Origin of the sequence: Pseudoduganella guangdongensis (genome assembly GCF_009857475.1) — a bacterium.
Taxonomy (GTDB): Bacteria; Pseudomonadota; Gammaproteobacteria; order Burkholderiales; family Burkholderiaceae_D; genus Rugamonas; species Rugamonas guangdongensis.
Genome location: NZ_WWCJ01000001.1, coordinates 31,152 through 51,581 on the forward strand (window position 1 = coordinate 31,152; position 20,430 = coordinate 51,581).

Sequence of the window (20,430 nt, forward strand, 5' to 3'; positions counted from 1 at the left end):
TCAGCCGCGCCAGGCCTTTTCGATGGCCGCGATGTCGATTTTCCCCATCGTCATCATGGCATCGAAGGCGCGCTTGGCGGCCGCGCGGTCCGGATCGGTGATGGCTTCGAGCAGGATGCGCGGCGTGATCTGCCACGACAGGCCCCAACGGTCCTTGCACCAGCCGCAGGCGCTTTCCTGCCCGCCGTTGCTGACGATGGCGTTCCATAGACGGTCGGTCTCGGCCTGGTCCTCAGTGGCGATCTGGAAAGAAAAGGCTTCGCTCTGCTTGAATTGGGGGCCGCCGTTCAGGCCCACGCAAGGAATCCCGGCCACCGTGAATTCCACGGTCAGGATATTGCCTTCTTTCCCATCCGGGAAATCGCCCGGCGCGCGCAGGATAGCGCCAACCGAGCTGTCCGGAAAGGTTTCGGCGTAGAACTTGGCGGCGCCGAGCGCGTCGTTGTCGTACCACAGGCAGATCGTGTTCTTGCTGGGCATGGCGGGCCTCCTCAAGGTTTGCGACGGGAGACGCCAATATCGCACATTCTCGCGGCGAGGGCGGTCCAACAGGTAAAATGGCGGGATTCGTTTTATAGGAAAGCCTGCCGCCATGAGTGACTTCGAGATCCCACAAAGCATCACCATTACCCGTCCAGACGACTGGCACCTGCACCTGCGTGACGGCGCCACCATGGCCAGCGTCCTGCCTGACACCGCGCGCCAGTTCGGCCGCGCCATCGTGATGCCAAATTTGAAACCTCCAGTCACCACCGTGGCGCAGGCGGCCGCTTACCGCGACCGTATCCTGGCAGCCCTGCCGGCTGGCATGGAGTTCGAGCCGCTGATGACGCTTTACCTGACCGACAACACCTCGCCGGATGAAATCATCCGCGCGGCGGACAGCGGTTTTGTGCACGCGGTCAAGCTGTACCCGGCCGGCGCCACCACCAACTCGGACGCGGGCGTGACCGACCTGGCCAAGTGCTACAAGGTGCTGGAGACCATGCAGGAAGTGGGCATGCCGTTCCTGGTGCACGGTGAGGTGACCGACCAGGATATCGACCTGTTCGACCGCGAAGCCGTCTTCATCGAGCGCGTGATGCGCCCGCTGCGCAAGGACCTGCCGGCACTGAACATCGTGTTCGAGCACATCACCACCAAGGATGCGGCGCAGTACGTGGCGGAAGCGGAAGGCCCGATCGCGGCCACCATCACCGCCCACCACCTGCTGTATAACCGCAACGAGATCTTCAAAGGCGGCATCCGCCCGCATTACTACTGCCTGCCGGTGCTGAAGCGTGAAGAGCACCGCCTGGCGCTGGTAACTGCGGCAACCAGCGGCGACGAGCGCTTCTTCCTCGGTACCGATTCCGCGCCGCACGCGCAGGGCGCCAAGGAAACGGCTTGCGGCTGCGCCGGCTGCTACACCGCGCTGCACGCGATGGAGCTGTACACCGAAGCCTTTGCCCGCGCCGGCGCGCTGGACAAGCTGGAAGCCTTCGCGTCCCTGAACGGCCCGGCCTTTTACGGCCTGGAGCCGAACAAGGGCAAGATCACCTTGAAGCGCGAGCAGTGGACCCTGCCGCTCGACCTGCCGTTCGGCGATTCCAAACTGATCCCGCTGAACGCCGGCGAAACCATCAACTGGAAAATGGTCTAAGGATCATAGTGTTTTCAGAGATCGACTGGTCCCGCCACTGGTTTGCATCGGTGCGGGACGCCGCTTCCCGCATCGACCTCTCCCTGCCCAGCGTTGTCGTCCCGTTCTGCGAACAGGCAGCCGCGCTGGCGCTGGTCAACCATGCTGGCCAGCCGCTGCGTTTTGTGCCGCAAGCGGACCTGCCGGAAGGCACGGCGTACGAAGAATTCATCGGCGCCACCGGCCAAGTACCGACGCGCGACAACCTGCACGATTTCTTCAACGGCCTTGTCTGGCTGACCTTCCCCACCATCAAGCGTGAGCTGAACGCGCTGCAAGCGGCGCAGATCGCCCAGGACGGCGTGGGCAAGTCGCGCGGTCCCGCGCGCGATGCTGCTACCATCTACGATGAAAATTCGGCCCTGCTGGTGGTGCGCGACGACGCCGACGGCGCCGCCCTGGTGGATGCCTTGCGCAATCACCGCTGGCGCGAGGCCTTCGTGCAGCGCGCGGCGCAGTTCGGCCCGGCGGCGCAAGTCTGGCTGTTCGGCCACGCCCTGATGGAAAAGCTGGTGGCGCCGTACAAGGCGATCACCGCCCACACGCGCGTGGTACTGGCGGGCGACGATTACTGGGCGCTGGACGATGCAGGCCGGCGCGCCTGGATCGACCGCACAGAGGCGCAGCGCCTGGCCGCCGAAGGGCTGGCCAAGGGCGGCTTCACGCCGCTGCCGGTGCTGGGCATTCCCGGCTGGTGGCCGCAGCAGGACGACGCTTTTTACGATGATGTGACGGTGTTCCGCCCCAAGCGGCAAGCCGCCTAACCAGGAGCATGTGAATGGAAAAAATTATCCGCTGGGGCATCCTCGGCACCGGCAAGATCGCCAAGGCTTTCGCCACCGCGCTGCGCGAGGTGCCGGATGCGGAACTGGCCGCGGTCGCGTCGCGCAGCCTCGATAGCGCTACCAGGTTCGCGGCGGAATACGGCGCGCAGCGCGCCCACGGCAGCTACCAGGCACTGGCCGACGATCCGGGCATCGACGCCATCTATATCGCCACGCCGCACGCCATGCACCACGAGAACGCCCTCATGTGCCTGCAGGCCGGCAAGGCGCTGCTGATCGAGAAGGCCTTTACCCTGAACCGGCGCGAGGCGCAGGACATCGCCGACCTGGCGCGCGCGCGCAAGCTGTTCGTGATGGAGGCCATGTGGACGCGCTTCCAGCCCGCGATGCAGGAGGCCAAGCGCCTGATCGACATGGGCGAGATCGGCAATGTGCGCAACCTGCAGGCCGATTTCGGCTTCCCGGCCGATGCCGGTCCCGAGCACCGCTTGTTCAATCCGGCGCTGGGCGGCGGTTCGCTGCTGGACCTGGGCATTTACCCGCTGTCGATGGCGGCTTTCTTCCTTGGTCCGGTGCGGGGCGTGAAAGGCTACGGCGAGCTGGCGCCGACCGGCGTCGACACGCAGGCCAGCTTCGCCCTGCAGCACGAAGGCGGCGCGCTGTCAGTCTGCACCTGCAGCCTGAACACCCGCACCCCGACCACCTTGACCATTTGCGGCGACAAGGGTTTCCTGCGCCTGCATGGCCGTTTCCACCACACGGAGCGCTTCACCATTGGCCTGAACGACGGCAGCGAGCGTGAGTTCCACTTCCCGCGCATCGGCAACGGTTACGCGCATGAAGCGATGGAGGTGGGGCGCTGCCTGCGCGAGGGCCTGCCGGAGAGCGCGACCATGCCGCTGGGCGAGTCGGTTGAGCTGATGGGAGTGCTGGACCAGCTCAGGGCGCAAATCGGCGTGCGCTATGCAGTCGATTAGCCAAGGACACTTCATTACAAAAAATTCGTAGCCCGGGAATTGTTAAAAAGCTATTATCTCCTTTTCAACGAAAATTGGAGGGGGGTTTCATGCATCAAGCAATCCTGAAGCTGGCAGGCGGCGTAGCGCTGGCATTGGCATCTGGCGCGGCGTCGGCGCATTGGACCACCGCCAGTTTTGAAATCGCCGGCCCGATCCAGGAAATTCCTGGTCCTTCCGCGCGCTGCCCGTCCAAGTTCGGCGGCACCGTGACCGGCCATGGCGGCAGCGCCTTGCTGGGCCGCGTGGCTTTTGTCGCCAGCGACTGCATCACCCCGAACGGCGTGATCTACAACTTTGACCGTGGCCGCTTCATCATCATGACCCAGTCCGGCGACCAGATTTACGCCGATTACAGCGGCCAGTTCGTGCCGACCGGCGAGGGCGCCAATTATGTGTTCAGCAGCGCCTCCTTCCGCATTGTGGGCGGCACCGGCCAGTTCATGTTCGCCAGCGGCGGCGGCCAGTTGACCGGCGGCGAGGACATGGTGACCGGCGTGGGCAATATCAAGCTGGCGGGCCGCATCAGCTACTGGGCACGCTGACCTGGCGGTGGCGGGCGGTCGCCTGCAGGATTTGGCGGCATCCTTTACACTGGCCCTCTTTGCCAGCCGGATGCACGCCATGCTCAACAACGACCGCCACCTGAACCTCAAGACCATTCTGGTGACGACCGGCGTCATACTGACGCTGTCGATGGGCGTGCGCCACGGCTTTGGTTTCTGGATGCAGCCGATCTCGCAGGCCAACGGCTGGAGCCGCGAAACCTATTCGCTGGCGCTGGCGCTGCAAAACCTGCTGTGGGGCGCTTTCGGCCCGCTGGCCGGCATGGTGGCCGACCGCTACGGCACGCAGCGCGTGGTGATCGCCGGCGCGCTGGCCTATGTGGCCGGCTTGCTGTGGATGGCGACGGTCACGCAGCCGGCGCTGTTCATCATCGGCTCCGGCGTATTCATTGGCCTGGGCCTGGCCTGCACCGCCTTCGGCGCGGTGAGCGGCATTATCGGCCGCGCGGCGCCGGTGGAAAAACGCTCCTGGGCCTTCGGCGTGTCCGGCGCGGCCAGCTCTTTCGGCCAGTTCCTGATGATGCCGGTCGAGCAGCAGCTGATTTCCGGCATTGGCTGGCAGAATGCTTTCTACGCCCTGGCCGGCGTGGTGTTCCTGCTGATGATTCCCATGTCCAGCTTCCTGCGCGAGCCCAAGCACGCGGTGGCGGCGGGCGATGCCCAGCAGAGCGTCGGCGAGGCCCTGCGCGAAGCGGTCGGCAACCGCTCCTTCCTGCTGCTGGTGGCGGGCTACTTCGTGTGCGGCTTCCAGCTCGTATTCGTGGGCGCCCACCTGCCGGCTTACCTGAAAGACAAAGGCATCGCCTCGCCCGGCGTGGCGGTGATGGCACTGGCGCTGATCGGCCTGTTCAACATCTTCGGCTCCTTTACCGCGGGCCAGCTGGGCGGCAAGCTGCCCAAGCGCTACCTGCTGTCCACCATCTACTTCGCGCGCACGCTGGTGATTGGCCTGTTCCTGCTGGCGCCCTTGACGCAATGGTCGGTCTACCTGTTCGCGGCGGCGATCGGCTTCCTGTGGCTGGCCACGGTGCCGCTCACCAACGGCATCATCGCCGGCGTGTTTGGCCTCAAGCACATGTCCATGCTGGCCGGCGTGGTGTTCCTGTCGCACCAGGTGGGCAGCTTCCTGGGCGTGTGGCTGGGTGGCTACCTGTTCGACCTGCGCGGCAGCTACGACGTGGTATGGGGCATCACGCTCGGCCTGGGCCTCTTCGCCGGCCTGGCTAACCTGCCGATCGACGAACGCCCGCTGGCGCGCAATGCAGCGGGCTGGAAGGCGGCCTGAGATGAAGCATCGCTTGCTACGCTTTGGCATGTGGGCCCTGATCGCGGCGGTGCTGGCGCTGGCGTTCGCGGCCTACCTGCAGCCGGGCTTCATGCTGGACTTGGCCAACAGAATCTACCTTTGCCTTTAGTCGACATTCTTTACAGAAATTAGCATTCTGAAATCCACTTCTATGCGAATCAATCGCTTATAAGTTGGCATGTTGTGTGCTTAGACGATCGCGTTTCATCGTTCATCACATCACTATAGGAAGCTAACAATGTCGATTCGTTCCAAAATGTTCGGGGTAGCGCTGTTGGGCGCTTTGATGGGCCAGGCACACGCGGGTGTCACCTTTACCTTTACCCAATCGGGCAGCAATGTCCTGATGCAGTCGTCCGGCGTGCTTGATACGTCCAAGCTGATCGCCGCCGACGTTTTTGGCTGGGGCGGTACCGGTATTGAATCCAACAATGCCCCGCAGTCCGACATCATGGGCGACACCAGCGCGGGCGGCCTTGACCTGGCTTTCCGTTTCAGCGCAGGCAGCAACCACAGCGCGTGGATCGGCAACCTGTTCAGCTTTAACTTCTTCAACTGGGCGAGCAGCGGCAGCACCCAGTTCGCCACCTTCACCAAGGATGACGACGACCGCATTCCCGGCATCGCGATTGCAGCGGACGACCTGGTCGGCAGCCTGTGGACGCCCGATGTCTCGTGGCTTGCCGGCGGCACCCTGGCCAGCCTGGGCCTGACCGCCGGTACCTACACCGTGACCGACAGCCGCACCAATGAATTCATCACGATCCAGGTGGGCGAGCGCCAGGTGCCGCAGGATGTGCCGGAGCCAGGCTCGCTGGCCCTGCTCGGCCTTGGCCTGGCGGGCGCCGTCCTGGCGCGCCGCAAGCGCAAGGCCTGATCGTTGCAGGCGCGCCGCTCAGGCGCGCTTGCGCGACTTGCCGGACTTTTGCGCCAGCTGGGTTTTCTTTTTGGAGGATTTGGCGCTGGCGACGCGCGTCGCCTTGCCTTTGGATTTCTTGCTGGCGCCGTTGCCGGCTTTGCTGCGCGGGGTCGGCGGGACTTCCTCCACCCCGGTGCGCTTGGCGCGCATGGCCGACGGCAGGGCGCCGTCTTCCAGGTTGGCCAGCAGGAAGCGGTTCGGGTCGATGCGGGTGCCGTCCTGATAGGCTTCCAGGTGCAGGTGCGGGCCGGTGGATTTGCCGGTGGCGCCGGACAGGCCGATCAGCTCACCCGCCGCCACCGTGTCGCCCACATTCACATGGCGCTTGTTCAGGTGCGCGTACAGCGAGCGCAGGCCGCCTTCATGCTCGATCACCACCACGTTGCCGTACTTGCTGTCACCCTTGTAGCCCATGCTGGAAGCAACCACGGTGCCGTGGTTGGTGGCCATGACCGGCGTGTTGTGCGGCACGGAGAAATCGATGCCGCCATGCGCGCGGCGGCCGCGCGCGGCGCCAAAGAAGCTGCTGACGCGGCCTGCTTCCAGCGGCAGGCGCCATTGCTGGTCCTTCGGCTGCGCCGGCGGCGGCAGGTCGAGCGGCTCGGGCATGGCGGATGCCGGCTGCACGAAGTTGGCGCCAGCCAGCAGGACGAGTAACAGAATGTTGGTGATCTTTGCCATAAGCGGTCGAGTTTCGCACACTGGTTGCGTTAAGGCAAATGCGTAAATAACTGACAAGGTTTGCTTTCCTTTACTCGAAGGCGTGTGTGTAGTTGAGACGCACGGTGGTGCCGCCGCGCGTGGTGATGGCCGATTGGCGCCGGGTGCCGCTTGCGCCGTCGTTGTAATGGTAGGCGGTGGTGCGGTCCGGATGCAGCACGTCGCTCAGGGCGATGCGCCATTCCTGGCGCGGCGCTGGTTTCCAGCTGGCGCGCAGGTCCAGCTTGCGCTGGTAGGGCGAGAGCGTGCTGCTGATCTCCGACTCGCGGCTCAGGCCGCCCGCCTCGTAGCTGTACTCGGCGTCCAGGCTGAGGGCGCCGTGCTTGTAGTTAAGGGCTGCCACACCGCTCATGGGCGCCTGCCGGTCCAGGCGGTTGTCGGGACCGGGCACGCGGTCCAGGCGCGAGTGGTTGAAGGTGGCGTTGGCGCGCAGCGCCAGCGCCGGCGTGAGCGGCATGCGCGCTTCCAGCGATAGGCCGTAGCTGCGCGCGCCACCATGGTTGGCGGGCATGGCGATCCAGCGCTGGCCTTCGCGGTAGAGCGTGGTGAGGATCACGTTGTCGATATCGCGCGCATACACGCTGGCGCTGAGCAGGCTGTCCTTGGCCCAGTAGTAGTCGATGCCGGCATCCAGGCCCCAGGCCAGTTCAGGGCGCAGGGTGGGATTGCCTTGCGTGTCGGGATTGGTGGCGCTGTTGTTGTTGTCGGCGGTGAAGCGGCGCGGAATCAGGTCGAGCATATTGGGCGCCTTGTAGCTGCGGCTGGCGCCCAGGCGCCACTGGCTGCCGCCGGGCAGTTGCCGCATCCATTCCAGCACTGGGCTGACGACGGTGCTGCGCTGGCGCACCGCTGCCGTGTTGCGGCCGTGTGCTTCGGTGCGCATGGTTTCCCAGCGCAGGCCGGCGGACCAGGCGTCGCTGCCGTTTTTCCATTCATCCTGCGCGAAGGCGGCCAGGCGTTCGATGCGGCCGTCGTAACGGTCGTCGCGCAGGAAGTTCAGCGCCCCGCTGTGGCTGTATTCGTGCTCGACGCGCGATTGCATGCGCTGGATGGCAGAGCCGTCCCAGCCCGCCACCAGGGCGTGGCCGTTGCCGAACGGGTGAGCGTATTTGCCGCCGTGGTTGAAGCCATGTTCGCGTATGTCGCCGTCGACGTGGCGTGTGGTCGGGCCGGCGCCGCCCAGCGGCATGCCGGTGAAGTCAAAGCCGGTGTCGCGCGGCGCCGTGCTGGCCCCCAGCTTGAGCTCCCATTGCGCGTTGCTGGCCAGTTTCCGCTGCCATGCCAGTTCGCTGCGCAGTAAATAGCTGCGCACGGCAAAGCGGCTGCCCACATCGGCAAAGTCGCCCGATTCGCCCAGCCGCACCTCCTCGCTTGAACGGTAGCTGATGACGCGCCGTGTGAGCGTGGCCAGGCTTTGCAGCGAGAACTGGTCGCCGCCTGCGCTGCTCCAGTTCAGGCGCGGCGCGAGATTCAGCGTGCGCGCGGTATTGTCTTCATGGCTGCGGGTCAGGCGCAACAGGCCCGGCTCGCTGTCGGCAATAATGCGGTCGGCGGGCGTGCTGGGGCGGGCCAGCACCACACTGACGCTGTGCGACCAGCCATCCGCCTTGCCGCTGCTTTGCGCGCTCAGGCGCGGCGACCATGTTCCGTGCAGGCCGTCCAGCCCAAGCTGCGCTTCCTGCGTGCTGCGGCGGATGGTCTTGCGCAGCACGATGTTGATGGTGCCGGCTATGCCTTGCGTGCCCAATATGGCGGATGCGGTGCGCAGCACTTCCACCCGCTCGACCACTTCCGGCGGCAGGCTGTCCAGCGCGAAGCCTTGCGGCGCGGTCTGGCCATTCAGCAGCACCTGCGTGTAGCCGTTGCCCAGGCCGCGCATCTTGATGCCGGCCGTGTCGCTGATGGTGATGCCCGGCAGGCGGCGCAGGGCGTCGGCCAGGGTGCGGTCGCCATTGGCGGCCAGCTCGTCGCGCGTGAGCACCAGGGTGCTGGCGGTATCGTCCTTGCGCTGGTCGATGCGGGCGGTTTTGATCTCCACCACCGGCTGCGCGGACGCGGCCTGGCCTGCCAGCGCGGCGGCCAGCATTAATGCAGTGTTCTTCATGCGTTTCCTCGGGATGAGCGCCGCCGCTGCCGTGCATCTGCGCGGCAGGAAGGAAAGGCGGCGGCGGGTAATTTAGTTGCGGCGGCTGGCGTGCAGGCGTTGCAGCGCAGTCCTGGTGGCGTTGGCTTCCAGGTTGCCGAGCAGGGTTTGCGGGTCGATGTTGTCGCCGTTGCGGCTGACCTCAAGGTGCAGGTGGGGGCCGGTGACCTTGCCGCTGGCGCCGGACGTGCCAATCTGCTGGCCGGCCGCGACACGCGCGCCTTCCTTCAGCTGGCGCTTCTCCATGTGGGCGTACAGGGAGCGCAGGCCGTCAGCATGTTCAATGACGATCACGTCGCCCCATTTCGCTTCGCCCCGATACATATTGGTGGACGTGACCACGATGCCAGCGGCTGGCGCCACGATTGGCGTGCCGCGTGGCGCGGCGAAGTCCATGCCGCCGTGTTTGCGGCCAGTCGGGGTGTGCAGGATGCCGAAGAAGGCACTGACACGCAGGCGCTCCATTGGGGCTTGCCAGAGCGGCGCGCTGCCAGAGGCATCCATAGGCGTGGCTGTGGCTGCCCATTCGATGCTGGCTTCAGTGCCAGGCGCGCTATCCGCCCGCCAAGCCAATGCCGGTTGCAGGATCACGCTGGCAAGCAGCACGGCTGGCAGCGCAGCCCACCCCAATACCGCCGCCACCGCACGCGGCATAGCCGGCACCCCATCGCGAATCATGCCGATACGAGCGGCCACCGCATCCACCACGCGGCTGCCGAAGGCCAGCGCAGTGCCATGGCCGGGCATGGCCTGCATACGCATCTGCGTCACCAGCGCAGCGGCGTACGCACGGCGTTGCGCGGCGGGGCGGCCTTCCAGCACCGTGCGGTCGCAGCCCAGCTCCTGGGCCCACGCCATCTGCTTGCCCAAGCGCGCCACCATCGGGTTGAACCACTGCGCCGCCTGCAGCAGGAAGCTCAGGTGCATCCACAAGTGATCGCGGCGGGCCAGGTGGGTCAGCTCATGCTCCACCACCAAGCGTTGCTGGGCCGGTTCAAAATCGCGCAGGTGGCGCGGCAGCAGCAAGACGGGGCGCAGCAGGCCGGCCAGCATGGGCGCGATCGGCGCGTCGATCTCGCGCACTTCCGGCAGCTGGCGGTGCAGGTTGGCGAAGCCGGGATGCGCCGCGAGGTCGAATCGATCCAGGCGCTGCGCGGCGGCCAGCAAGGCGTTCAGATGGCGCCGGGCGCGCAGCCAGCGCGCGCATGCCGCAGCCAGGCCGGCAGCGTAAATCGCAAGCCAGGCATAACCCAGCCAGCGCAGAAGCGGAGCCGGCGCCAGCGGCGTGCCGCCTTCGTCCGTTCCGTCCTTGTCCGCAAGGTCCGCATGGCCAGCCGCTGGCGGCGCCCAATGCGGCGCCGGGCTGGCGACGGCGGCGACCATGACGCCCGGTAGCTCGAGCGCAGGAACGATGCTGGGCCGCCAGCTGGCGGGCAGCAACCCAAATGCAAGGCTGGCGGCAACCGCGCCAACCGCCAGCAGCCACGGCGTGCGCCGCGCCTGCAGGGCGGGCCAGACGCGGGCAGCGCTGCGCAGCAGGAGCCAGGCCGCTGCACCAACCACCAGGCTGGCCAGGCAGGCTTGCAGGAAAAGCAAGGGGAACATCGGCTTACTCCTGGTCTTCCGGCCATTCGCTGAGCAACTGCTCCAGCTCTTTCAGCTCATGCTGGTTCACCAATTTGGAGCCGGTGAACATATTGACCGGGAGCGGCGCATTCATTTCCATCACGCGGTGCGAAAAATCATGGGCAAATGCGGCCAGTGTTTCAACCTTTTCGAGCACTGGCGCGTATACGTTCATACCGTGGGCCGAATGTTGGCTGATCATGCCCTTTTCCAGCATGCGCTCCAGGGTCTTGCGGGTGGAGGAGTAGGACCAGGCCAGTTCTTCCTCCACGCGGTCATGGATTTCACGGGCGCTGAGCGGATGCTGCTTCCACAGGGCTTTGAGCAGGGTCAGTTCGGTAATGGATGGAATGGCCATAGGGGCTCCTTGTGACGTTTGACGGCAGTATGCGACATGTGTCGCACTATTGCAAGGAGTTTATGCGACACGTGTCACATGGGTTATCATTGGACTATATGAAGAAACTTGCAATCATCATCACAGCGCTTGCCGCTCTCGCCGCATGCAGCGGCAAACGCCTGACCGAGGACGACGTCCGGGCCGTCATGGGCAGCGTGGAAGCCTCCGTCAAACGCCATGACGCCAACAGTCTGGTCGCCCATTTCGCCCCCAACGCCATGATCATGGTATCCATGCCCGGCACCAGCGGCTTGTCGCGCATGAGCGTAGGCGAATACAAGACCATGCTGGAGGGACTGTGGAAAGTGCAGCTCCATTCCAGCTATGAAGTCAGCAACCGCGAGGTCGCACTATCCTCCAACGGCCGCAGCGCCACCGCGCGCGATATCGCGAAAGAGGTCGTGCTGCTGCCAGGTGAGCGCATGGAATCGCTGAGCAAGCAGAAGGCCGAAATTGCACTGGTCGACGGCGTGCCGCGCATTATCTCGCTCACGTCGGAAGTGGAATCCCTGACCGCCACGCCGACCACGGCCAAGAACTGACTTGGTCGGTGATGGGTGTGGGGGCTGCCAAGTGGCAGACACACTCGCGCTGGACCACCCTGGCGAATACGAGTGATGTGCAGAAGGATGCGCAATGCAATCGCGAGTTTCAGGCGCTTCGAACCGAGGGCGTGCCGACATTCCTGATTTACGGTAAAGATGTTCAGCAAGGCTTCCGCAAGGACGCCTTGTACAAGGCGCTAATTCACAAACGGCAGGACTGATGAATGAATAAGACGATTATTTGCCCAAAGTGTTCGCATGTGCGTCCCAAGGATGCGACCAATCCCGAGTGGCAATGCCCTGCCTGTGGTGTTTGCTACGCCAAGGTGGGCAGCACGGAGATTCCGCCGTCTGACGCGCACTTGCGTGAGCGGATGCGCCCAGCTCCGCAAGTTAAGGCGGTTGCTGGACAGGGCTGGAACCTTGGCTTGGTTGTCAAGGTGGCCCTGGTGGTCATGCTGGGCTGGGGCCTGAGTGTGGTCCTCAAGAATCGCCAGCCTGCTGCGGAGAGCGAAGAAGTTGAGGTCGTGGCTGCAGAGCGGGAGTCCGGTGCCGGCGTGGCGTTGGCGAATGCTGCCTTGCAGGTGTCTGCCGTCGATGCGGGCGTGCTGAAGGATCTGGGCGCCAAGCTTGAAGGCTCCTGCGCGCGCAACAAGTACGGCCTGTCCGAATCGGCCTGCGTTGATCGCGTGCGCCAGCGCGGCGACTTGTGTGCGAACCGGACGGCGGCCCAGTTCCCGGGGCAAATCGGCAATACCGACCGTATGCAGGAGATCATGCGCGTGTACGTCGACTGCATTTTCGAGCGGCGGTGACTTGCCGGGGCTACCCGGTGCGAGAATTTGTGCGCTTGAATCAGGCAATGCGGCGGGGGCAATCAGACCTTAAGGAACTCCTCGCGGCCGCCGAGCCAGCGTTCAAGGTGGGCTTCCACCGTGGCTTTGTTGGCGGGCGTGGCTTCGTGCAGCAGGGCGTGGGCGACGTCGCGGGCCTGGTCGACCAGCCAACCGTCGGTTTCCAAATCGGCGAAGCGCAGCATGGCCTGGCCGGACTGGCGCGAGCCGAGGAATTCGCCGGGGCCGCGGATTTCCAGGTCGCGGCGCGCGATCTCAAAGCCGTCCGTGGTTTCGCGCATGGTCATCAGGCGCTGTTTGGCGATCGGGCCGAGCGGGCTTTGATATAGGAGCAGGCAGACCGAGGCCGCCGAGCCCCGGCCAACGCGCCCGCGTAGCTGGTGCAGCTGCGACAGGCCGAAGCGTTCGGCGTGCTCGATCACCATCAGCGAGGAGTTCGGCACGTCGACGCCCACCTCGATCACGGTAGTGGCGACCAGCACGTGGATGTCGCCGGCGGCAAAGGCGTCCATCACGTCGGCTTTCTCGGCGGGCTTGAGGCGGCCGTGCACCAGGCCGACGCGCAAGTCGGGCAGGGCGGCGGCCAGCGTTTCGTAGGTTTCGGTGGCGGTCTGCAGCTGCAGCGCCTCCGATTCTTCGATCAAGGGGCAGACCCAGTAGGCCTGGCGGCCTTCCAGCGCGGCGGCGTGCACGCGCGCGATCACTTCGTCGCGCCGGTTCTGGTCGACCACGGCCGTGACAATCGGCGTGCGGCCGGGCGGCAGTTCGTCGATCACCGACACTTCGAGGTCGGCGTAGTAGGTCATGGCCAGCGTGCGTGGGATCGGGGTGGCGGACATCATCAGCTGGTGCGGCACGTTGTCGCCATTGCCTTTGTTGCGCAAGGTCAGGCGCTGGCCGACGCCGAAGCGGTGCTGTTCGTCGACAATGATCAGGCCCAGTTTTGCGAACTGCACGGCGTCCTGGATGATGGCATGGGTGCCGATCACCAATTGCGCTTCACCCGATTCCACCAGCGCGTAGGCGGCTTCCTTTTCTTTCTTTTTCAGGCTGCCGGTCAGCCAGGCGACCTTCACGCCCAGCGGCTCCAGCCAGGCAGCGATCTTGCGGAAGTGCTGGTCGGCCAGGATTTCGGTCGGCGCCATCAGGGCGGCCTGGTAGCCGCTGTCGATCGCCTGCGCGGCGGCCAGCGCGGCGACGATGGTCTTGCCGCTGCCGACATCGCCCTGCAGCAGGCGCTGCATGGGGTAGGGCTGTTTGATGTCGGCGCGGATTTCCTTCAGCACGCGTTGCTGGGCCTTGGTCAGCTTGAATGGCAGCGAGGCTTCGAAGGCGGCCGATAAGCTGCCGGCTTTGCCCAGCACGGCGGCGCCCTTGGCGCGGCGTGCGCGCTGGGCCCGTTTCAGCGACAGCTGCTGCGCCAGCAGTTCGTCGAACTTGACGCGCGTCCAGGCCGGGTGGGTGCGGTCGATCAGGGCGTTCTCGTCGATTTGCGCGGGCGGGTAGTGCAGGGTGCGCACGGCGGTTTCCAGCGGGTGCAGGCGCAGGGATTGCAGGATTTCCGGCGGCAGGGTGTCGGTCCAGTCCACGCGCTTCATCGCGTCCGCGATCGCGCGCCGCAGCACCAGTTGCGACAGGCCTTCGCCGGACGGGTAGACCGGCGTGAGCGAGGTTGGCAGCGGTGCGCCTTCGTTCACGATCTTGTAGGCCGGGTGCACCATCTCGGCGCCGAAGAAGCCGTGCCGCACTTCGCCGCGCGCCCGCACGCGGGTGCCTTCGGCCAGTTGCTTGGTCTGGCTGCCGTAGAAGTTCATGAAGCGCAGCTGGATATCGCCCGTCTCGTCGGCGATATGCACCAGCAACTGGCGCCGTGGCTTGTAGGCGATTTCGTTGGAGGTGACCACGCCTTCCACCTGCGACACTTCGCCGCCGCGCATGCAGGCTTCGCGCACGGTCAGGACCTCGGTCTCATCCTCGTAGCGCATGGGGAGGTGCAGCGCCAGGTCCATGTCCGAGCGCAGGCCAAGCTTGGCGAGCTTGCTCTCGGCGGTGGCGGCGGGTTTTTTAGCTGCGGCAGGCTTCTTTTGCTTCGTTTCCGGCATGTTGGGCATGGTATGAACACCAGGCTTGGATTCTAACCCGGTTGCTGGCGCCCGTGGCTGGCATTGGCAATTGCCCGGCAGCGGGAACCGGCCGCAGCGGGGCGGGCGGCGCGGTTCCGGGCCGGTTTATCGGGCGTGACGGGCAAATAGGCGCTTTTTGCGTGAAATTTGGGCAAATGCCGTAAAATAGAGGGTTGCCCAACAGTTTTAGTAGTCCGTCAATGTACTCGCTATCCGATTTCGATTTCCATCTGCCGCCAGAGCGTATTGCGCAATTCCCTCTGCCGGACCGCAGCGCGTCGCGCCTCCTGCATGTGGACGGCAAGACCCTGCACGACCGCCAATTCACCGACATCATCGACCAGCTGCAGGCTGGCGACCTGCTGGTGATGAACAATACGCGCGTGCTGAAGGCCCGATTCTTCGGCGTCAAGGACAGCGGCGGCAAGGTGGAAGCGCTGGTGGAGCGCGTCCTGGACACCCGTACCGTGCTGGCCCAGCTGCGCGCCTCGAAGTCGCCCGGCCCGGGCGTGAAGATCCGCCTGGCCGACGCTTTCGACGTCACGGTTGGCGAGCGCGCCGGCGAATTCTTCACCCTGCACTTCGATGCCGACGTGTTCGACCTGATCGAGCAGTACGGCCGCCTGCCGCTGCCGCCCTATATCGAGCATGCGCCGGGCGAAGTGGACGAGACCCGCTACCAGACCGTTTTCAACAAGGTGCCGGGCGCCGTGGCCGCGCCGACCGCCGGCCTGCACTTCGATGAGCCGCTGCTGGAGAAGCTGCGCGCCAAGGGCGTCAAGTTCGCCTATGTGACCCTGCACGTGGGCGCCGGCACCTTCCAGCCGGTGCGCACCGAGAACCTGGCCGAGCACAAGATGCATACCGAGTGGTACACCATGCCGCAGGAAACCGTGGATGCTGTGCGCGAAGCACGTGCTGCCGGCCGCGATGTGGTGGCGGTGGGCACGACCTCGCTGCGCGCGCTGGAATCGGCTTCGCAGGGCGGCGCCCTGGAAGCGGGCAGCGGCGACACCAACCTGTTCATCACGCCGGGCTACCAGTTCAAGACCGTGACCCGCCTGATCACCAATTTCCACCTGCCGAAGTCCACCCTGCTGATGCTGGTGAGCGCCTTCGCAGGCTTTACCGAGATCCGCCACGCCTACCAGCACGCGATCGCGAACGAATATCGCTTCTTCAGTTATGGCGATGCCATGCTGCTGACGACGCAGAACCGAGCTTAAGGAACACCCATGCTTGAATTTAAACTGATCAAAAAAGACACCACCGGCAAGACGCACGCCCGTCGCGGCACCGTGAAGCTGAACCACGGTGAAGTGCAGACCCCGATCTTCATGCCGGTCGGCACCTACGGTTCGGTCAAGGCCATGTCGCCGCTGGAGCTGAAGGAAATCGGCGCCCAGATCATCCTCGGCAACACCTTCCACCTGTGGCTGCGCCCGGGTAACGACGTCATGTCCAAGTTCGGCGGCCTGCACGGCTTCATGGGCTGGGACAAACCGATCCTGACCGACTCTGGCGGCTTCCAGGTGTTCTCCCTGGGCGAAATGCGCAAGATCACCGAGGAAGGCGTGACCTTCAACTCGCCGATCAACGGCGACAAACTGTTCCTGTCGCCGGAAATCTCGATGCAGATCCAGCGCGTGCTGAATTCGGACATCGTGATGCAGTTCGACGAGTGCACCCCGTACGAAATCGACGGCCGCCCGGCCACGCTGGACGAAGCCGCCAAATCGATGCGCATGTCCCTGCGTTGGGCGCAGCGTTCGATGAACGAGTTCAAAGCCGGCGAAAACCCGAATGCGCTGTTCGGCATCGTGCAGGGCGGCATGTATGAAACCCTGCGCGACGAGTCGCTGGAAGGCCTGGAAAAGATCGATTTCCCGGGACTGGCCATCGGCGGCCTGTCGGTCGGCGAGCCGAAGGAAGACATGATGCGCATCCTGCAGCACGTCGGCCCGCGCCTGCCGGAGAACAAGCCGCACTACCTGATGGGCGTCGGCACGCCGGAAGACCTGGTCAATGGCGTGGCCAACGGCGTCGACATGTTCGACTGCGTGATGCCGACCCGGAATGCGCGCAATGGCTGGATCTTTACCCGCTTCGGCGACGTCAAGATCAAGAATGCGCGTTACAAGGATGACAAGGAGCCGCTGGACGCGACCTGTTCCTGCTACACCTGCCGCAACTTCAGCCGCGCCTACCTGCACCACCTGCACCGCGCGCAGGAGATCCTGGGCGCGCGCCTGAACACTATCCACAACCTGCATTATTACCTGGACATCATGCAGCAGATGCGCGATGCCCTGGATGCGGACCGTTTCCCGGACTGGGTACAAGAATTCCACGCCGATCGCGCGCGTGGTATTTAAATCCTGGCCAGTCGCCTATATATAGGTGGGCAACCGAGGCGGTGCTAGAATACACCGCTTGATTTTTACCTAACTTAAGAATTTGGAGTCACCGTGTTCATTTCCAACGCATACGCCCAATCCGCCGCTGCCGACGCAGGCATGATGGGCAACCTGGGTACTTTCCTGCCACTGATCCTGATGTTCGTGGTTATGTACTTCCTGATGATCCGCCCGCAGCAAAAGCGCGCGAAAGAGCAGAAAGCCATGATGGAAGCCCTGGCCAAGGGTGATGAAGTTGTCACCATTGGCGGCATCCTGGGCAAAGTGTCCAAAGTGACCGATCAGCACGTGACCATCGAAGTTGCCACCGGCACCGAGATCGTAGTGCAAAAGCATGCCGTGTCCTCCCTGCTGCCGAAAGGCACCCTGAAGGGCCTGTAATGCATGGCGCGGGCAGCTTGTGCTGCCCGTTTTTGTATTGCCTGAACATTCAAGACTATGAATCGCTATCCTGTCTGGAAATACATCCTCATTGTCGTGGTGGTGCTGCTTGGCGCCCTGTACACGGCACCTAATTACTTCGGCCAGACGCCTGCGCTGCAGGTCACCAGCGGCAAGTCTACTGTCAAAGTGACCAGCGCCCTCGCCACCCAGGTGGAAGAGCTGCTGAAGAAGGACAACATCAAAACCGACGGCGTGGCCGTCGACGGTTCCGGCCTGCACGCTTCCGTGCGCGCCCGCTTTGCCGATACCGACACCCAGTTCAAGGCGCGCCTGGCGCTGGAGAAGGGCCTGAATTCCGATCCGAACGACCCGACCTATATCGTCACGGTCAACCTGGTATCGAACACCCCGCAATGGATGCAATCGCTGCACGCCCTGCCCATGTACCTGGGCCTGGACCTGCGCGGCGGCGTGCACTTCCTGATGCAGGTGGACACCAAGGCCGCGTTGACCAAGCGTATCCAGGGCATGCAGGCGGCGATCAAGTCCCAGCTGCGCGACAAGAACGTGCGTGCGGTGGTCGATCGCTCGGGCGACACCATCGTGGTCAAGTTCCGTGATGATGCGACCCGCCAGCAAGGCAAGAAAATCATCCTGGATCAGCAGCCGGACCTGAACCTGGCGGAAACCGCGGAAGGCGACGAGCTGCGCCTGGTCGCCAGCCTGAAACCGGCTGCGCTGAAAGCCACCCTGGACAACGGCGTGCAGCAGAATATCGCCACCCTGGGTAAGCGCGTGAACGAACTGGGCGTGACCGAGCCGATCATCCAGCAGCAAGGCCCTGACCGTATCGTGGTGCAGCTGCCAGGCGTGCAGGATGCCGCGCGCGCCAAGGACATCATCGGCCGTACCGCCACCCTGGAAATCCGCATGGTCGACGAAAGCGTGACCCCGGGTACCGAACTGTCCGCATCCATCCCGTACAACTCCGAGCTGTTCACCGCCGGTAAAGGCACCCCTGTGGTGCTGTACAAAGACGTGGTGCTGACCGGTGACTACATCTCCAGCGCTACCGCCAGCTTCGACCAGAACCAGCAGCCTGCCGTCAGCATCGACCTGAACGGCGACGGCGGCCGCAAGATGCGCGAAGCGACCCGCGACCGCGTCGGCAAGAAGATGGCCATCGTGCTGTGGGAAAAGAAGAAAGCCGAAGTGCTGTCGGTGGCGACCATCCAGGAAGAATTGGGCAGCCGCTTCAACATCACCGGCATGGGCAGCATGGAAAACTCGGCTGAACTGGCGCTGCTGCTGCGCGCCGGCGCGCTGTACGCCCCGATGGAAGTGATCGAACAGCGTACCGTCGGTCCTGCACTGGGCGCCGAGAACATCAAGAAGGGCTTCTACTCCACGATGTACGGCTTTGCCGCCATCGCGGTGTTCATGATCATCTACTACATGATGTTCGGCTTCTTCTCGGTGCTGGCGCTGGCCGTCAACCTGCTGCTGCTGATCGCCATCCTGTCGCTGCTGCAGGCCACCCTGACATTGCCGGGTATCGCCGCAATTGCGCTGGCGCTGGGTATGGCGATTGACGCCAACGTGCTGATTAATGAACGCATACGCGAGGAATTGCGCAACGGGGCCAACCCGCAGGCCGCGATTTCCGCCGGCTTCGAGCACGCCTGGCACACCATCCTGGACTCCAACGTGACCACCCTGATCGTGGGTATCGCGCTGCTGGTGTTCGGTTCCGGTGCGGTGCGCGGCTTCGCCGTGGTGCACAGCCTGGGTATTTTGACTTCGATGTTCTCCGCAGTCTTCGTTTCGCGCGGCGTGGTGAACCTGTGGTACGGCCGTAAGAAGAAGCTGCAGTCGCTCTCTATCGGCACCGTATGGAAACCAGCCAACTAAGGAAATAGAGATGGAATTTTTCCGCATCCGTAAAGACATCCCGTTCATGCGGCACGCGTTGATCTTCAACATCGTGTCGATGCTGACCTTCGTGGCAGCCGTGTACTTCCTGGTCACCAAGCAGCTGCACTTCTCGGTGGAGTTCACCGGCGGCACCGTGATGGAAGTGAAGTACGCGCAGGCAGCCAATCTGGAAAAGGTGCGCGCCACCCTGACCGGCCTGGGCTACCACCCTGAGGTGTCGGCCATCGACACCGCGCGCGACGCCATGATCCGCCTGCCGAATGCCGCCGGCACCAGCGCCGCCGACACCGCAGCGCGCGTGTTCGGCGAGCTGTGCAAGGCCGAGCAAGGTACCGTCAAGCAGATCGACAAAGTCACCGACAAGGGCGCGCACGAGATGAAGAGCGCCTGTATCCACGCCGACGGCAGCGAAGGCGTGGCGCTGCAGAAGGTGGAATTCGTCGGCCCGCAGGTCGGCGAAGAACTGGCGCAGAACGGCCTGAACGCCCTGATCATGGTGGTGGTGGGCGTGATGATCTACCTGGCCATCCGCTTCGAATGGAAATTCGCAGTGGCCGCCATCGTGGCGAACTTGCACGACGTGGTGATCATCCTTGGCTTCTTCGCCTTCTTCGAATGGGAATTCTCGCTGACCGTGCTGGCCGCCGTGCTGGCGGTGCTGGGTTACTCGGTCAACGAATCGGTGGTTATCTTCGACCGTATCCGCGAGAACTTCCGCAAGCAGCGCAAGATGACCGTGCATGAAGTGATCGACAACGCGATCACCTCCACCATCTCGCGTACCATCATCACCCACGGCTGCACCCAGCTGATGGTGCTGTCGATGCTGTTCCTGGGCGGCCCGACCCTGCATTACTTCGCAATCGCGCTGACCATCGGTATCTGCTTCGGTATTTACTCCTCCGTGTTCGTGGCAGCCGCCGTGGCCATGTGGCTGGGCGTGAAGCGCGAAGACCTGATCAAGCCGATCAAAGAGAAAGACGAAACCGACGGCGCCGTCGTTTAAGCGC

20 protein-coding genes are annotated in these 20,430 nt (G+C 64.2%); 14 read left to right on the forward strand and 6 right to left on the reverse strand.

Going from position 1 to position 20,430, the window contains the following annotated elements:
• Window positions 1–480 carry a VOC family protein gene (locus GTP41_RS00145; RefSeq protein WP_161023530.1) on the reverse strand — a complete coding sequence of 160 codons (480 nt, stop codon included), beginning with the start codon at window positions 478–480 and terminating at the stop codon, window positions 1–3.
• Window positions 481–592: 112 nt separating this feature from the next.
• Between GTP41_RS00145 and pyrC the strand changes: the two genes are divergently transcribed.
• From pyrC to GTP41_RS27255, 7 genes are all read left to right on the forward strand, one after another.
• A complete protein-coding gene (gene pyrC, locus GTP41_RS00150; protein ID WP_161023531.1) occupies window positions 593–1,642 on the forward strand; it encodes a dihydroorotase in 1,050 nt (349 codons plus the stop codon).
• An 8-nt stretch (window positions 1,643–1,650) separates the two neighbouring features.
• The gene (locus tag GTP41_RS00155) at window positions 1,651–2,445 is read left to right on the forward strand and encodes a DUF3025 domain-containing protein (protein WP_161023532.1); all 795 of its coding nucleotides are present in this window, start codon (window positions 1,651–1,653) and stop codon (window positions 2,443–2,445) included.
• A gap of 14 nt (window positions 2,446–2,459) precedes the next feature.
• Window positions 2,460–3,443 carry a Gfo/Idh/MocA family protein gene (locus GTP41_RS00160; RefSeq protein ID WP_161023533.1) on the forward strand — a complete coding sequence of 328 codons (984 nt, stop codon included), beginning with the start codon at window positions 2,460–2,462 and terminating at the stop codon, window positions 3,441–3,443.
• An 89-nt stretch (window positions 3,444–3,532) separates the two neighbouring features.
• Window positions 3,533–4,027: a hypothetical protein gene (locus GTP41_RS00165; RefSeq protein WP_161023534.1), complete on the forward strand. Its 495-nt coding sequence runs from the start codon at window positions 3,533–3,535 to the stop codon at window positions 4,025–4,027.
• A 79-nt stretch (window positions 4,028–4,106) separates the two neighbouring features.
• Window positions 4,107–5,333 (forward strand): MFS transporter, encoded by a 1,227-nt coding sequence (locus tag GTP41_RS00170; RefSeq protein WP_161023535.1) that lies wholly within the window; start codon window positions 4,107–4,109, stop codon window positions 5,331–5,333.
• Window position 5,334: 1 nt separating this feature from the next.
• A complete protein-coding gene (locus GTP41_RS27610) occupies window positions 5,335–5,463 on the forward strand; it encodes a hypothetical protein (RefSeq protein ID WP_260115107.1) in 129 nt (42 codons plus the stop codon).
• Between the two features lie 129 nt (window positions 5,464–5,592).
• Window positions 5,593–6,231 carry a PEP-CTERM sorting domain-containing protein gene (locus GTP41_RS27255; protein ID WP_161023536.1) on the forward strand — a complete coding sequence of 213 codons (639 nt, stop codon included), beginning with the start codon at window positions 5,593–5,595 and terminating at the stop codon, window positions 6,229–6,231.
• A gap of 18 nt (window positions 6,232–6,249) precedes the next feature.
• On the opposite strand, the gene GTP41_RS00180 is transcribed toward GTP41_RS27255, so the two are convergent.
• The 4 genes from GTP41_RS00180 to GTP41_RS00195 form a co-directional block, all read right to left on the reverse strand.
• A complete protein-coding gene (locus GTP41_RS00180) occupies window positions 6,250–6,954 on the reverse strand; it encodes a M23 family metallopeptidase (protein ID WP_161023537.1) in 705 nt (234 codons plus the stop codon).
• A 70-nt stretch (window positions 6,955–7,024) separates the two neighbouring features.
• Window positions 7,025–9,097 carry a TonB-dependent receptor plug domain-containing protein gene (locus GTP41_RS00185; protein WP_161023538.1) on the reverse strand — a complete coding sequence of 691 codons (2,073 nt, stop codon included), beginning with the start codon at window positions 9,095–9,097 and terminating at the stop codon, window positions 7,025–7,027.
• A gap of 72 nt (window positions 9,098–9,169) precedes the next feature.
• Window positions 9,170–10,741, reverse strand: a complete 1,572-nt coding sequence (locus GTP41_RS00190) for a peptidoglycan DD-metalloendopeptidase family protein (RefSeq protein ID WP_161023539.1) — start codon at window positions 10,739–10,741, stop codon at window positions 9,170–9,172.
• A gap of 4 nt (window positions 10,742–10,745) precedes the next feature.
• Complete coding sequence (locus tag GTP41_RS00195; protein WP_161023540.1) at window positions 10,746–11,120, reverse strand: BlaI/MecI/CopY family transcriptional regulator; 375 nt, start codon at window positions 11,118–11,120, stop codon at window positions 10,746–10,748.
• A 98-nt stretch (window positions 11,121–11,218) separates the two neighbouring features.
• Here GTP41_RS00195 and GTP41_RS00200 point away from each other — a divergent pair, with 98 nt between their 5' ends.
• Both GTP41_RS00200 and GTP41_RS00205 read left to right on the forward strand, forming a co-directional pair.
• Window positions 11,219–11,704 carry a hypothetical protein gene (locus GTP41_RS00200; RefSeq protein ID WP_161023541.1) on the forward strand — a complete coding sequence of 162 codons (486 nt, stop codon included), beginning with the start codon at window positions 11,219–11,221 and terminating at the stop codon, window positions 11,702–11,704.
• A gap of 227 nt (window positions 11,705–11,931) precedes the next feature.
• Window positions 11,932–12,522 (forward strand): hypothetical protein, encoded by a 591-nt coding sequence (locus GTP41_RS00205; protein WP_161023542.1) that lies wholly within the window; start codon window positions 11,932–11,934, stop codon window positions 12,520–12,522.
• 62 nt (window positions 12,523–12,584) lie between these two features.
• Here GTP41_RS00205 and recG read toward each other — a convergent pair whose 3' ends face one another.
• Entirely contained in the window at window positions 12,585–14,663 is a 2,079-nt protein-coding gene (gene recG / locus GTP41_RS00210; RefSeq protein WP_161023958.1) for an ATP-dependent DNA helicase RecG, read from the reverse strand.
• A 221-nt stretch (window positions 14,664–14,884) separates the two neighbouring features.
• On the opposite strand from recG, the gene queA reads away from it, so the two are divergent.
• The 5 genes from queA to secF all read left to right on the forward strand — a co-directional run bounded on the left by queA (window position 14,885) and on the right by secF (window position 20,426).
• Window positions 14,885–15,910 (forward strand): tRNA preQ1(34) S-adenosylmethionine ribosyltransferase-isomerase QueA, encoded by a 1,026-nt coding sequence (gene queA, locus GTP41_RS00215; RefSeq protein ID WP_161023543.1) that lies wholly within the window; start codon window positions 14,885–14,887, stop codon window positions 15,908–15,910.
• A gap of 9 nt (window positions 15,911–15,919) precedes the next feature.
• The gene (tgt, locus tag GTP41_RS00220) at window positions 15,920–17,059 is read left to right on the forward strand and encodes a tRNA guanosine(34) transglycosylase Tgt (RefSeq protein ID WP_161023544.1); all 1,140 of its coding nucleotides are present in this window, start codon (window positions 15,920–15,922) and stop codon (window positions 17,057–17,059) included.
• Between the two features lie 93 nt (window positions 17,060–17,152).
• Window positions 17,153–17,482, forward strand: a complete 330-nt coding sequence (gene yajC, locus GTP41_RS00225; protein WP_161023545.1) for a preprotein translocase subunit YajC — start codon at window positions 17,153–17,155, stop codon at window positions 17,480–17,482.
• A 57-nt stretch (window positions 17,483–17,539) separates the two neighbouring features.
• A complete protein-coding gene (gene secD, locus GTP41_RS00230; protein WP_161023546.1) occupies window positions 17,540–19,396 on the forward strand; it encodes a protein translocase subunit SecD in 1,857 nt (618 codons plus the stop codon).
• Between the two features lie 10 nt (window positions 19,397–19,406).
• Window positions 19,407–20,426, forward strand: coding sequence for a protein translocase subunit SecF (secF, locus tag GTP41_RS00235; RefSeq protein ID WP_161023547.1), 1,020 nt, complete (start codon window positions 19,407–19,409; stop codon window positions 20,424–20,426).
• Window positions 20,427–20,430: the final 4 nt, after the last annotated feature.

Coding starts and splice junctions, on each gene's coding strand:
- GTP41_RS00145 (WP_161023530.1), bottom strand. CDS start 480: ATGCCCAGCAAGAACACGATCTGCCTGTGGTACGACAACGACGCGCTC.
- pyrC (WP_161023531.1), top strand. CDS start 593: ATGAGTGACTTCGAGATCCCACAAAGCATCACCATTACCCGTCCAGAC.
- GTP41_RS00160 (WP_161023533.1), top strand. CDS start 2,460: ATGGAAAAAATTATCCGCTGGGGCATCCTCGGCACCGGCAAGATCGCC.
- GTP41_RS00165 (WP_161023534.1), top strand. CDS start 3,533: ATGCATCAAGCAATCCTGAAGCTGGCAGGCGGCGTAGCGCTGGCATTG.
- GTP41_RS00170 (WP_161023535.1), top strand. CDS start 4,107: ATGCTCAACAACGACCGCCACCTGAACCTCAAGACCATTCTGGTGACG.
- GTP41_RS27610 (WP_260115107.1), top strand. CDS start 5,335: ATGAAGCATCGCTTGCTACGCTTTGGCATGTGGGCCCTGATCGCGGCG.
- GTP41_RS27255 (WP_161023536.1), top strand. CDS start 5,593: ATGTCGATTCGTTCCAAAATGTTCGGGGTAGCGCTGTTGGGCGCTTTG.
- GTP41_RS00180 (WP_161023537.1), bottom strand. CDS start 6,954: ATGGCAAAGATCACCAACATTCTGTTACTCGTCCTGCTGGCTGGCGCC.
- GTP41_RS00185 (WP_161023538.1), bottom strand. CDS start 9,097: ATGAAGAACACTGCATTAATGCTGGCCGCCGCGCTGGCAGGCCAGGCC.
- GTP41_RS00190 (WP_161023539.1), bottom strand. CDS start 10,741: ATGTTCCCCTTGCTTTTCCTGCAAGCCTGCCTGGCCAGCCTGGTGGTT.
- GTP41_RS00195 (WP_161023540.1), bottom strand. CDS start 11,120: ATGGCCATTCCATCCATTACCGAACTGACCCTGCTCAAAGCCCTGTGG.
- GTP41_RS00200 (WP_161023541.1), top strand. CDS start 11,219: ATGAAGAAACTTGCAATCATCATCACAGCGCTTGCCGCTCTCGCCGCA.
- GTP41_RS00205 (WP_161023542.1), top strand. CDS start 11,932: ATGAATAAGACGATTATTTGCCCAAAGTGTTCGCATGTGCGTCCCAAG.
- recG (WP_161023958.1), bottom strand. CDS start 14,663: ATGCCGGAAACGAAGCAAAAGAAGCCTGCCGCAGCTAAAAAACCCGCC.
- queA (WP_161023543.1), top strand. CDS start 14,885: ATGTACTCGCTATCCGATTTCGATTTCCATCTGCCGCCAGAGCGTATT.
- tgt (WP_161023544.1), top strand. CDS start 15,920: ATGCTTGAATTTAAACTGATCAAAAAAGACACCACCGGCAAGACGCAC.
- secD (WP_161023546.1), top strand. CDS start 17,540: ATGAATCGCTATCCTGTCTGGAAATACATCCTCATTGTCGTGGTGGTG.
- secF (WP_161023547.1), top strand. CDS start 19,407: ATGGAATTTTTCCGCATCCGTAAAGACATCCCGTTCATGCGGCACGCG.